The sequence below is a fragment of the Streptomyces sp. NBC_00727 genome (assembly GCF_045161745.1).
Taxonomy (GTDB): Bacteria; Actinomycetota; Actinomycetes; order Streptomycetales; family Streptomycetaceae; genus Streptomyces.
On the sequence record NZ_CP108981.1, the window covers coordinates 54,567 to 66,693 of the forward strand.

Genomic DNA, 12,127 nt, shown 5'->3' on the forward strand with positions numbered 1-12,127 from the left:
GCTCGAACTGGTCGTGCCAGCGCCGGGACGCGTCCAGTAAGACGCGCCCCAGGCGCCGCGGTAGGGCGTCGAACTGGTCGGCGGTGATGTCGAGCAGGAACGCGCCGCGCTCGAGCCAGCATGCGTCGCGGCCTCTCCGGTCACCTCGTTCGTCCCCAAGCCGCTGTGCGGTTGCCACTCGCCCAGGCCCGAGCGTTTCAGGTGGGCGGCCAGAGCCAGTGAGGTGAGCCAGCACGTTCCGCGCGGGAAACACGCGAGGGGCGTCGGGCGTGGGCCTGCCTCCACCGCGAAACAGGCACGGCCGGCTTCCCAACGCACGACCTCGCCGGGATCGAGGCCGAGTGCGAGCCAGAGAACTCCGCGTCTTCGGGTGCCCGGCCGTAGTCGCGCCACATCATCAGCGCGCGGCCCGTCACCTCGTGTACATCGAGGAACCGAGCACGACCTGGTGGCCGGTGATCCCGAAGTCCACCCCCGACGGCGTGGAACGGGCAGCGGTGAAGCCGGCGTTCTGCGGCAGGGACACCCGCCACACGTAGGGGTGTCCACCGATGCCCGGCACCGCGACGCTGATCTCGTCGCCCTGCGCCAGCAGACTTCCGCCGGTGTCGACCTTACGACCGTCCCAGGTGCCGCTGACCCGGATCCGCGCTTCCTGCCCGTGCGACCCGGCCGCCGGACCGACGGTGAGCGCCCCGCCCTTGCCCATCAGCCGCGTGATCACACCGGACAGCGCCTCGTAGGAGAAGGACACGTCGCCGGTGACCAGGTTCGCCTGCGCCGTGCGGGAGGACAGCGAGGTGACCGTCACGTCGTGCAGGTCGAGGGCGAGCTTCCGCACGTCGAGATAGTCGCCCTGCGCGTTCGACGTCGTGTTGAGCGAAAAGTTCCCCGCACTGATCGTGACATGGTCGAGCTCGCGGCCCGCCGCCTGGGTCAGGAACGGGAAGCCGTGGATCGACACATGGGTGTAACCGTCCGTCGAGCCCGAGCCGTATCCGTACTTCTGCTGAGCGAGTTGAGCCGCCTCCCCCTCCGCGAAGTGCACCGCGACCCGGTCCACCACCGTAAGCAGCACAGCCAGCACGACGACCACGATCGCAAGCACCTTGACCCAACGCCGTCTCATTCCCCTGCCCCCATCCCATTGCCGCGCCCCTCTGGCAGCGACCACGCCGCCGAACAGACCCACGGCGACGGAGCATAGTAACGGCACGGCCTGGGTCGCGCGCCCACCACCGGCGGACTGAACCGCCCCATGTTTCTCAGCGGCTGGTTTGTGTGGTTTCAGGTGGTGGCCTTCCGGGCGCCTGCGAGCCGGTAGGCTCTGTCTTCGTGTCCCATAAGGGAGTTGCCGCCTTGCCGGGCTGGTGCGGATGATGCTGGTGAGGAAGCATGCGCCCGTGCGGTACGAAGCGGTCCGCGCAACCAAGTAGGACGCGAAGAGGCCGATGACTGACGAGCAGGGCACCTGCGGTTGTGCGAAGGCTGGCTCCCTCTTTTCCGTCTGTCGCGTTGGTTCGGGCGGATACCCGCCCAGCCCCCGCGCGACTGCCACTCAAGATCACCAGTCGCTCACGACGGCCGTACCGTTTGGGTAGGGGCACACCACGGCCGAAACGCACCGGCACACGGGTTCCGTGCTGCAGGTACTCGGATACTCCGCGACTCCGGCGTCGTAGAAGCCGGTCGGCTGGCAACCCTTGCTGTCCCTCCTCGCTCGACAAAGGGGTGTCCGTCAGGTGCCCTGCCACGTTCCCGTTGTACTGATGCCGGGTGCCCAGGGCCTCTCTTACGTGGCGCTGTTTGTACTGTTCGGCCATCCGCAGGGCCACGAGCAGCGGAAGGCGGTGACGCCATGAACTGTCTGATGCCGAGTGGAAAACAACCGGCCTCAACGACGTCCCGCCCTCACTGCTCATGCGCCCCCCGCCACCACGCCACCACGCCGACACCCACCCGCTCCGTACCGACCGTGCTGTCCGCCCACGGTGGCCACGGACATCCCTGTCTACTTCTGCGACCCGGCCAGCCCCTGGCAGCGCGGCTCGAACGAGAACACGAACGGTCTGCTGCGTCAGTACTTCCCTAAGGGCACCGACCTGACGGTCCACACCCCCGACGACCTGGCCGCCGTCGCCGCCGAGCTCAACAACCGCCCACGCAAGACGCTCGACTGGGAAACGCCAGCTGGACGCCTGTCTACACTGCTCATAACGCACTGAGCAGCTGGAGGTGTGGTGAAGGTCCCCGCAGAGCTGGTCGGTGCCCGTGTCACCCGCACCGCCTTCGACTACCAGGTCCGGATCAGCTTCACTGATCACGAGCGCGACGGCTGTGTCCGCCTCGATGGCGAGCTCGTCATCGAGACGCCGATCACCGTTACCGATGCCGCCGGCACCCAGGCCATCCTCTTTCCTGGGACGGGAACGGCTCTGGCACCGCTCCTCGGCCTGTTCACCAAGGCCGTCACCAAAGCCGAGGTCACCGGGCTCGGCACCCTGTCCCTCGGCTTTGACGACGGCACTGGACTCAGCATCGATCCAGATCCCGACTACGAGTCCTGGAGCATCACCGGCTCAGGACTCGAACCAGTCCTGGTAGGCCCGGGCGGCGAAACCGACTGGCAGCACTGACCACTTCACCTGTGTTGCAACGACCCCTGGAATCCGCCGAGGGGCGGGAGCGTACTTGCTTCTCCATGCCTCGGTGCCCTGCTCGGCGCGGGCTGCGGCGGTGCGGTCGCGGGGCCGCAGGATGAACGTGCGGGTGCCGCGAACGGAGCTGGTGCACTTGTCCCAGGAAGGGCAGGGGCGGCAGTCGGCGCAGGCGAAGTCGATCCTGCGTCACGGCCGTACTGGGTGACCGAATACCAGCTGGCGTGGTGGAGCCCTCGGGGCAGCGGACCTGACGGGCTTTCCAGTCGATATGGAAGGCGCTCCTGTCGAAGCCCTCGGCGGCCTTGGCCTGGGGCGAGTGGTCGGCCAGGAGCGGAGTGACCATGGTGATGCCCTGCCCGGCCACGGCAGTGATCAGGTCGGCCGATGGGAACTTCGTCCGGCTGCGCACCCACACCAGCCTTCGTGCCTTCCACTGGGCTGCACGCTGTTTGGCAACGGTGCCGAGCAGCCTCCGCGCGGCAGCCTGGCAGTCGTTGGGCACACGGTTTGCCTGTATGGGGAACGCGCTGGACCACGACCGCGGACTGGTCGCCCCTGGAAGCAGCGCCACGCAAGGGCCGGGAGGGCAGGACGGGGCGGTCGATGGGGTGTTGCTCGACCTCCACCCGGCGGCGGCCAAGCCCTGGCATATCGCGAGTGGGGCAACGAGTCCGCTCTCACCGAGACGTGGGACGCCCTCATCACCATCGCCCAGCAATGGCAGCACCACCCAGACTCCTCACCGGCTGGGAATGGGAGTGAGCCCGGCAAGCCCACACAGCACCGACGCGGCAGCCAACCCCCCGCCGAGTCGGATGACGAGTACGCGGAAGGAGCGGCATGCGCAAGGGCTGCGACCGCCACTGCTGCGCTCAGCGTCCACCCGGACGCGACCGCCTCGCACGAGAATCCGAACGGGAGCGAATGACCTCTTCGCCGCCAGTGCGGAACCACCGGCCCCGCCCGCACGGAAGCGCGGCGGTCGGGGCCGGTGGCTCGCCATCCGGCGCATAGTCATACGACCGGCAGGAATCCGACAACGCAGGGACCCCAGCCCGTCGACCGCGACCGGTCCTTCGGCCTGACCACCTACCGCGACCACTACGTCCGCTTCGAGAAATACGCGGCTCGGCGCCATGTCCGTACGCTTCGCCCATGAACGAAGACGACCTCGCATGGCAGGCCGGCAACTACAAGGGGCTTGCGCCCCGGAAGGTCGGGCTGCTGTTGGAGCGCGAGCACCTGGACCTGGTGATCCGCGCCGCCGTGGAGCGTGGCGAGTGGTTCTGCGCGGAACGCGCGGTACGGGAGCTGTGCGAGTCGGGCGAGTTCGCGCGGGCGCTGGCGGTGATGGAGCCGTTCGTCATGACCGGGTGGGCGGGAGCCGTATGGGCGAAGGCGGGCGTTCTGCTGCGGGCGGGCCGGACGCGCGAGGCCCGGGAGCTGGTGCTGGCGGATGAGGACAGGGCTGCCTCACCGGCTGTGTGCCGCGATTTCGCCGAGCTGCTCGCCATTGCGGGGCGCGTCGATGAGGCCATCGAGCTGCTCGTCCCGCACGTGGGTGATCCAACGGCCCGTACAGCGCTGGTCCATATCACGGAGGGCACCGACCACGACGAGCAAGTGCTCGCGCTGCTCTCCCCGGACACCGATGTGCTCCGAGCCCGGGTGCTGGAACGCTCCGGTCGGAACGACGAGGCCCTCCGCGTTCTCGGCGCGGCGGCAGTCTCGGACCCCACTACTGCCTCCCTCACCGTCTATGCGGAAGCCCTTGCGCGTCATGGCCGGCTGGCGGAGCTGCGTGAGCTGGCCGAGCGGCATCCGCACGACTTCCTGGATGTGTACGCCGGTGCTCTCTGGGACCGTGGCCGCGCCGCGGAGGCAGAGACCGTGATGCGTGAGGTCATCGTCCTTGACGGCTGGGTCGGGTACCGGTCCTGGCTGTCCACGGCGCTGTTGCACCGTGAGGGCCGCCTGGACGACGCGATCGCGGTGGCCGAGCCGGGATTCAGCTGGTACGACTGCTCCAACCTCCTGGCGCCGTTGGTCCATTTGCTGCTGGACAAGCCGGAGGAGCTGCTGCGGCTCCTGGATCATCCGCTGACCGTGCCGCACGGGGGCCACGAGGAGTTCCAGCACTGGTGGCGGGCCCACGCTCTCGCCGATTTGGGCCGTATCGAAGAAGCGCTCGCCGTGGCCGAAACGGACCCGAACCCATGGACCGACCCCGGGATCATCCGGGCCGGCCTCCTCAGCGCTGCCGGAGACCTGACGGCCGCCGCCACGGAACTGCGCGGACTCGGCACGCTCATGGCGCGTGAGGAGTTGTTCGAGGTCCTGGTACGGCAAGGACAGGCCGCCGAGGGCATAGCCGTCCACCCCACGGTGGCCGAGCAGCGGGCCGCCCAGAAGTCGGCCGACGAACGGCAGGACTCCGAAGCAGGGACAGAGGACCTCCGCCGGGAGGGCGGATACGCTGCGGAGCCACCCTTTTAGAGCTGCCACAAGCGGGGAACCCAGTTGCCTGGGCCGCCAGTACGAACGCAGGCTCGCGATCATGACGTCTCACGCGCGTGGTCCGGTTCTCGCACGCTTCCGCTGGATCGGCGGCCAGGCCGACGTCTGGCACATTTTCCGTGATCCCGAGGCACTCGCTGCGGTAGTCCGTGGACTGGCCGTGCCGTTCCGGCCGCTGGGCTTATCCCGGCACCGGGTGCCCCCTGTACACACAGCCGCACCGAGCTTGACCACTCGCCGAGGGCCGGACGGCGTAAGGATCCGGGATGACCACGCGGCGATATCACGGACGGACAGCACTCCTCCCCACGGCCCGAGGCGTCACCGCATGCAGTCCCCGATGAAGGGTGACACCTCGCGAAGTTGCTGCGGGCCACTCCTTCGTATGAACGCCGTGCATCACACCGCGGCCTGGGGCCGCTCCTCCCTAGGGTGTCCAGTGCGATATCGGAGACGAAAGAGGTGAGATGTCCATGCGGGAAGAAGCGATCGCGCGCGTCCAACTGGTGTTCACGTTGTTCGATGCTGATGGGAACGGGCTCATCGAAGCAGACGATTTCGAGCTGATGGCGGAAAGGGTGGTGGCGGCAGTCCCGGAAGCCGACGTGGGCAGGCGCGAGGCGATGGTTACTGCGTTCCGAACTTTCTGGCAGACCCTGGCCGAGGAACTCGACAGCAACCATGACGGCCGAGTCGACTACGCCGAGTTCCAGGCCATCGTCCTTGCGCCGGAGCGTTTCTCCGCAGCGGTCACGGAGTTCGCTCGCGCCCTCACTGCGGTCGCAGACCCGGACGGGGACGGACTGGTCGAACAGTCGACGTTCGTAGCGGTCATGACCGCCATTGGCTTCTCCCCGCCGAACATCCTCGCCTTGTTCGATGCCCTGACGCCGGCCAACGCGGAGCAGGCGTCGGCCCCGGCTTGGGCCGAGGCCATCAAGGACTACTACCGGCCCGATGCGGCAGGCATCGCGGACCACCTGGTCACAGCACCAGCCAGCTGACCGCCCACACCCACGTGCCCGCCCCGCGGGGCTCAGCACCCGACGGGGCGGACCTCACCGCTTCCGATGGACCGGGCGCGCGCCGCCGCCTTTACCGACGACTCAGAACACGGCGGAGTCCCGGCGCAAACCACCCCACAGCCCCTCAAGGGTTCACTTCGACGCGCTTCGCGAGTTCTACGAAGAAGCTTCGCAGCGAGGCCTTGTCATCGTCTCGTGGTGGGACCAGGCTGCAAGGAGTACGCGTCGGCGGAGCAGGTCGAGGTTGGCGCGGCCGCAGCCCTTCCGTTCGATCAGCTTGACCCTGGTCACCTGGCCTTCGACTTGGCTGGAGTTCCAGGTGGTCGACAGACCGGCGATGACCGCGTCCCGATCGTGGAGGAGTCCGTCGGCGAACTGTCGCAGGGCAGGCAGGTCGTGCTGTCTGACCAGTTCGATCCATTCGTGGAGGTCTTCACCGCGGTGGTCGTGCGTGAGCGCGCCGGGGGCTCGGACGTGGCTCTGAACCGCAGCAAGCTGTCCCGTACGACGGTCCTACGGGATCAGCGCCGCCCGGCCCCGGATCACGGTGCCGTCGAGCGCCTGGCCGTCGGCGCCGATCCCGTACCGACGGAGCGTTCCGGATTGGTGTGCAGCTGCTCCGCCCCTTCCTCGCCGGACAACCTCACGGTCCGTGAGGAAGGCCAGCCACCCTCCTGCTCCCACTCCCTGTGCGCGGCACGGCGGTGCCGGCGCCCCGATCGGCTGCGGCGGAGGACGGCTCCACGTCATGGCCAGGTGGTCGAGCACGTCACGGTTCCCAAGGGGGCTGCGGGCGCGAACGAGGACGAACTAATCATCACGGATGCACTGGTGTCCCCGTTCCGCGGTGAAGCGGTTCTTTCGCACGGGTTGCGGCTCGTCCTCGTCGAGGGTCATCTCTCGTCCCCTTGGCCCTGGAACTACATGGACCGGCACCCGCGGGAGTACCTGCCGCACGACTTCCCGCAGTACAAGACCGTCTACGACTACTACGCGAAACCGCCGCTTCCCCGTAGACGCCAGCGACAGCCGCGCATCGTCCGCGGCTACTCGGTGGCCCCACGGTCCGCTACATCCTGGACGAGAACTCCATGGGTTTCTAATCAATAGGCTCAACTGACTTGTCAATCTGTTGAGTTGACATCGACTCACTGATTACGCCCGATCGATGGGTTTCCCGATCAGATCCCAGCCACGGTAGAGCGAGTGACCACGTCATATGCAAACCTCGTGCCGAGGCCCTTCCCGCGATCCACGGCGGAATCAGCGCGCGGCGTCAGGTGTGGTCCATCGCAAAGCGCAGGGTGGCCCTACCCTGCGATGGCGGGAAGTCCTCATCGGCTCATCGGTGGGCACTGCTCGCTGCCATGGTTCCCCGGCTCGAAACCGGATTCCGGGCTGGTTCTCCTCCACCATCGGCGGCGGTGACGGACCTTCGACAGCCGTTCGATCACCATCCGTTCCGGCAAGTGGTGGGGATTGCCTACGGGCTGTTCGGCCAGTAAATCGGGGTGAGGTCACCCCCAGACGCGACAAGGGGCATCAATGACGTCGATCGACGATACAGACCCGGTGATCTTCCCAGCGGGTGCCGCGACGCAGACCAGCGCAGCGGAGGCCGCGAGAGGTGAGTGGGATGCCGTGATCGTCGGCGGCGGCATGGCGGGTTCCATCGTTGCCGAGCAGCTGAGCCAGGCCGGCTACCAGGTGCTGATCGTCGAAGCCGGACCTGGCAAGGACCTGGACCTCGCCGAGTACGAGTCGTACCTGTCGCGGTTCTACGGCGCGGTCATCAAGGACAACCAGTCACCGTACCCGTTCAACCCGAATGCCCGGATGCCCAGGAGCACCGACACCATGCCGGTGCATCCGGGCACACCCCGAGACGACTTCTACCTCGTGCAAGAGGACAAGTACTGCTCGGACACCACGTTTACCCGAGTCCTCGGCGGCACCTCCATGCATTGGGAGGGGAAAGCGCTGCGCATGCTTCCCGAGGACTTCGACCTGCAAACCAAGTACGGCCAGGGCCTGAACTGGCCGCTCAGCTATGACGATCTGGAACCCTACTACCGGCAGGCCGAGGCCGAACTGGGCGTAGCCGCCGAGGTCGAGGACCAGGCATATCTAGGAATGCATTTCCCGAAGGGATACGTGTTCCCGATGCACCGCATGCCGCCGTCCTACCTCGACCAGACGGTCGCCCGAGGCGTGGACGGCATGCGGGTCAACCTGGCGGACGACGATTACACCCTCCAGGTGCGGAGCTTTCCTCAGGCCCGCAACGGCGTGCCGAACGCCGCGTACGACGGCGGCAAGGGCTTCGTCCCGGTCGGCGCGGTGAGTACGAGCCAGGTGGAAGAGGGCGAGCGTTGTCAGGGCAACACCAACTGCGTCCCGCTCTGCCCCGTGCAGGCCAAGTATCACGCGGGAAAGACCCTGACCAAGGCGCTCCGCAGGGGCAACGTCAAGATCGTGACGCAGGCAGTCGCGTCCAAGGTCGAGGTCAACGAGCAGGACGGCCGGGTGACCGGTATCACCGTCAAGAACTACCAGTCGCTCGACTCCGATAGCTATGAGACGTACACGGTGAAGGGCACCGTCTACGTTCTCTGCGCGCACGCCATCGAGAACGCCCGGCTCATGCTGGCCTCCGACATGCAGCGCATGAGCCGCAGCAAGCTGATCGGCTGCAACCTGATGGACCATGCGTACCTGCTGTCTTGGGGACTGCTGCCCGAGCCTGCCGGCACGATGCGAGGCACGTCCTGCACGAGCGGCATCACCGACCTGCGCGGCGGGCGGTTCCGCGGTACCCAGGCCGGATTCGGTGTGGACATCCACAACGACGGCTGGGGGTGGGCGACCGGCTCGCCCTACACGGACCTGGTCGAACTGGTCGACAATCAGGGCCTGTACGGGGCGGAGTTGCGCCGTACTCTCGGGAACCAGGTCTCCCGGCAGCTCCTGCTGGCCTTCATGATCGACCTGCTGCCCGACAGGAACAACACGGTGACTGTGGACGACCGGTACAAGGATGCCCTCGACAACCTCAAACCGGTCGTGTCGCTCAAGATCCCGCCGTACACCATGCGGGGCGCCGCGTTCGCCCGCAATCTCGCGACCGAAATCTTCGCGAAGCTCGGCGCGGAGGAGCGGACCACGTACGACAAGGACCGCTACAGCGCCGTCGAGCACGACGGCCAGTGGTACAACATCGTGGGCGGCAACCACCTCGCGGGCACCCACGTCATGGGAACCGACCCGACGAACTCTGTGGTCGACCATACCCAGCAGTCGTGGGACCACGACAACCTCTACCTCGTCGGGCCCGGCAGCTTGCCCTCGATCGGCACCTCCAACATCAGCCTGACCATGGCGGCGCTCGCCTTCCGCAGTACGACCCACATCGTCAGGTACCTGCGCGCCGCGAAGGCACCGGCCACCATTCGCAGCTAGACGGCCAACAGACCGGCGGTCCGAGTGCGACACCGGCCTACCGCCACCGCCACCGCCCACGATTGGGGGAACATGTCCGTTTCAGAATCGGAGCCGTCCCAGGACTCCAAGATCAAGACCATCGAGGAATTGCGCGAGTACCTGTACAAGGGGCTCCAGTTGGAGCATGCGACGCTCCCGCCCTACCTGACCGCCCTCTACTCGCTGCACCCGGGGAAGAACTCGGATGCCTGGCACGTCATCAGGGTCGTGGCCGTCGAGGAGATGCTGCACCTCACCCTGGTCGCGAATGTCATGAACGCCGTGGGCGGGACTCCGGACCTCACCAAGCCCGGCTTCGTACCGAACTACCCGACGCGCCTGCCGTGTGGTCCCGACTACTTCGAGGTACATCTCCGGCCGTTCTCCCGCGAGGCTCTCGACACATTCCTGAAGATCGAGAAGCCGGCGCAGGCAGCCGACAAGGAGGACAGGTTCGTACCGATGGACTGGGCGGCCCTGGGGCTGGCGTCCGACGGCGCGGCGCCGCCATCAGAGAAACTGGCGGAACTCGAGGAGTCCGGCACGATCCTGGGCCTCGTCCCCGGAGAACCCACCCAGCGATTCCTGAGCATCGGTGAGTTCTACGAGGAGATCATCCGGGGAATCAACCAACTGGAGGACCAGGCCCGTCAGGCGGGAACGACTATTTTCACCGGCGATCCCGCTCGCCAGGTGACTCCCGAGTACTTCTACTCGGGTGGCGGCGATGTGATCAAGGTGACGGGGCGCGACACCGCGGTCGCGGCGCTCACCCTCGTCGCGGAGCAGGGCGAAGGGCTGCACGGCGGCATCTTCGACAGCCAGGACGAAATCGCCCACTACTACAGGTTCCAGCAACTGAAGAAGGGGCGGTACTACCAGAAGGGCGACACGCCGGGCATTCCTTCCGGCCCAGAACTGAACGTCGACTGGGATGCCGCCTATCCGGTGAAGCCGGACATCAAACTGGCGGATCTCGCGGGAGAACCGGAAATCCTGGCGGCGGCCAAGGAATTCAACCGGTCCTACGCCACTTTCCTGACCAATATCAACCTGGCCTACAACGGTCAGCCCGACCTGCTGCTCAAGGCGGTCTGGGAGATGTTCCGCATTCGCGACAGCATGAACCGGCTCATCCGCAACCCGCTCGCAGGGCACGGAGGAGTACACGCCGGCCCGACATTCGAGATCTAGACCGTCGAAGGAGGAGGCATCGTGACGCGAACAGTGACCACAGAAGAGAAACTGCGCGAATTCGTGAAGTTCTCTGCCACTGTCACCGGATTCAACGAGTTCGACCTGTGGGGAACCGGTCAGGCGGAGGCGTACTACGAAACGGTCATGGATCAAGAAGGGCGGGACGCGCTCCAGAAGGCGATCTCGTCCGTTCCCTCCGCCACCCCCGCCGATCCGGTGGTGAAGAGCATCATCAAGCTCTGGTACGTCGGTGTCTGGTACGGCCCGGAACTGACGGGACGCGTGGACGTGGCGGCTTGGACGGCGCCCGGCCGCAGCGGAGCGAAGCCCGCCGTTCCGGATTCCAGCCAGCCCGAGGAAGGCCTGCCCGGGCAGGCCGCGCCCGTACAACAGCAGGCCGGGGAGGACCGCGCGGGGGACAGCGACGAACGCACACCCCCGTTCGTCGTCTCCCCCGAGGCCTACACCGAGGGCCTGCTGTGGCGGGCGATCGGCGCACACCCGTCCGGCGCGAAGGCGCCGGGCTACGGGTCGTGGGCCAATCCGCCCACACTCGAGAACCACTGAGCGGAGAAAATGCAATGACCGGCACTGTTCCGAACCTGGGGCGCGACACGGTGTCGCTCGGCGTCACGCCGACCCTGTGGTGGAACGACGACTTCCCCCCAGATCGACATCGGAATGCCGTTCGAGCAATGCGTGAGCGAGAAGGCACTCGCCGGATTCCAGGGCTGCAGCATCGGCCACAAGTACCCGGCCGACCCCGCCGTCCTCAAGGAAGCGCTCGAACTGCGCGGCCTGAAGGAAACACAAGCAGCGGATCAAGCCGGTTCATCTCAAGAACGTCCGCCAGTCGGTGGCCGAGAAGGTGAAGAGCGACCACCTTTCCTTCCAGGAGGGAATCATGCAGCGCGTCTTCACCGTGCCCGGAGACTCGCAAGGCATGGTCGACTTCAGATCCATCCTCACAACGCTGGGGAACGCCGGCTACGAGGGGTGGCTGGTCGTCGAGGCCGAACAGGACCCGGCCACGGCATGCCCGCTGAAGTACGCCAAGATGGCCCGCGCCTACCTCACCGAAGTCCTGGGATGGTAGCGATGAGCGCGCGCGACATCTACCTCAGCTTCTTCATGTTCACCGTCAATCTGCACCCGGACGATCCCCAGCACACCGAGGTCATCGTCCGGCACATGGAGAAACTGCGGAGCTTCGGGTACACGGGATTCGACATGCCCGTCTTCCCGAAC

General features: G+C 66.7%; 10 protein-coding genes and 1 pseudogene. 8 read left to right on the forward strand and 3 right to left on the reverse strand.

Annotation, left to right across the window (positions count from 1 at the left end):
* Positions 1 to 412: 412 nt before the first annotated feature.
* Positions 413 to 1,129, reverse strand: a complete 717-nt coding sequence (locus OG242_RS00230) for a DUF2993 domain-containing protein (RefSeq protein WP_405896179.1) — start codon at positions 1,127 to 1,129, stop codon at positions 413 to 415.
* An 859-nt stretch (positions 1,130 to 1,988) separates the two neighbouring features.
* On the opposite strand from OG242_RS00230, the pseudogene OG242_RS00235 reads away from it, so the two are divergent.
* Both OG242_RS00235 and OG242_RS00240 read left to right on the forward strand, forming a co-directional pair.
* Positions 1,989 to 2,225 (forward strand): annotated as a pseudogene (locus OG242_RS00235) (IS30 family transposase); the annotation flags it as partial.
* 15 nt (positions 2,226 to 2,240) lie between these two features.
* Positions 2,241 to 2,636, forward strand: coding sequence for a DUF6188 family protein (locus OG242_RS00240; RefSeq protein ID WP_405896180.1), 396 nt, complete (start codon positions 2,241 to 2,243; stop codon positions 2,634 to 2,636).
* Here the strand turns inward: OG242_RS00240 and OG242_RS00245 are convergent.
* Positions 2,580 to 2,840 (reverse strand): transposase, encoded by a 261-nt coding sequence (locus OG242_RS00245; protein ID WP_405901466.1) that lies wholly within the window; start codon positions 2,838 to 2,840, stop codon positions 2,580 to 2,582. The genes OG242_RS00240 and OG242_RS00245 overlap by 57 nt on opposite strands.
* Positions 2,841 to 3,815: 975 nt before the next feature.
* Between OG242_RS00245 and OG242_RS00250 the strand changes: the two genes are divergently transcribed.
* Together OG242_RS00250 and OG242_RS00255 are read left to right on the forward strand one after the other, a co-directional pair.
* On the forward strand, positions 3,816 to 5,156 hold the full coding sequence (locus OG242_RS00250) for a hypothetical protein (protein WP_405896181.1): 1,341 nt from the start codon (positions 3,816 to 3,818) through the stop codon (positions 5,154 to 5,156).
* A 494-nt stretch (positions 5,157 to 5,650) separates the two neighbouring features.
* Entirely contained in the window at positions 5,651 to 6,181 is a 531-nt protein-coding gene (locus OG242_RS00255; protein WP_405901467.1) for an EF-hand domain-containing protein, read from the forward strand.
* Between the two features lie 177 nt (positions 6,182 to 6,358).
* On the opposite strand, the gene OG242_RS00260 is transcribed toward OG242_RS00255, so the two are convergent.
* Positions 6,359 to 6,619: a hypothetical protein gene (locus OG242_RS00260; protein ID WP_405901468.1), complete on the reverse strand. Its 261-nt coding sequence runs from the start codon at positions 6,617 to 6,619 to the stop codon at positions 6,359 to 6,361.
* Between the two features lie 1,128 nt (positions 6,620 to 7,747).
* Here OG242_RS00260 and OG242_RS00265 point away from each other — a divergent pair.
* The 4 genes from OG242_RS00265 (at position 7,748) to OG242_RS00280 (ending at position 11,975) form a co-directional block, all read left to right on the forward strand.
* A complete protein-coding gene (locus OG242_RS00265) occupies positions 7,748 to 9,661 on the forward strand; it encodes a GMC family oxidoreductase (RefSeq protein ID WP_405896182.1) in 1,914 nt (637 codons plus the stop codon).
* 72 nt (positions 9,662 to 9,733) lie between these two features.
* A complete protein-coding gene (locus OG242_RS00270; RefSeq protein ID WP_405896183.1) occupies positions 9,734 to 10,876 on the forward strand; it encodes a ferritin-like protein in 1,143 nt (380 codons plus the stop codon).
* Positions 10,877 to 10,897: 21 nt separating this feature from the next.
* Positions 10,898 to 11,446, forward strand: coding sequence for a hypothetical protein (locus tag OG242_RS00275; protein ID WP_405896184.1), 549 nt, complete (start codon positions 10,898 to 10,900; stop codon positions 11,444 to 11,446).
* Positions 11,447 to 11,735: 289 nt separating this feature from the next.
* Positions 11,736 to 11,975 carry a hypothetical protein gene (locus tag OG242_RS00280; protein WP_405896185.1) on the forward strand — a complete coding sequence of 80 codons (240 nt, stop codon included), beginning with the start codon at positions 11,736 to 11,738 and terminating at the stop codon, positions 11,973 to 11,975.
* The last annotated feature ends 152 nt before the right edge of the window (positions 11,976 to 12,127 follow it).

What these genes read in the sequence shown, in the direction of transcription:
- OG242_RS00270 (WP_405896183.1), top strand. Translation starts at nt 9,734, where the DNA reads ATGTCCGTTTCAGAATCGGAGCCGTCCCAGGACTCCAAGATCAAGACC.
- OG242_RS00265 (WP_405896182.1), top strand. Translation starts at nt 7,748, where the DNA reads ATGACGTCGATCGACGATACAGACCCGGTGATCTTCCCAGCGGGTGCC.
- OG242_RS00250 (WP_405896181.1), top strand. Translation starts at nt 3,816, where the DNA reads ATGAACGAAGACGACCTCGCATGGCAGGCCGGCAACTACAAGGGGCTT.
- OG242_RS00255 (WP_405901467.1), top strand. Translation starts at nt 5,651, where the DNA reads ATGCGGGAAGAAGCGATCGCGCGCGTCCAACTGGTGTTCACGTTGTTC.
- OG242_RS00230 (WP_405896179.1), bottom strand. Translation starts at nt 1,129, where the DNA reads ATGAGACGGCGTTGGGTCAAGGTGCTTGCGATCGTGGTCGTCGTGCTG.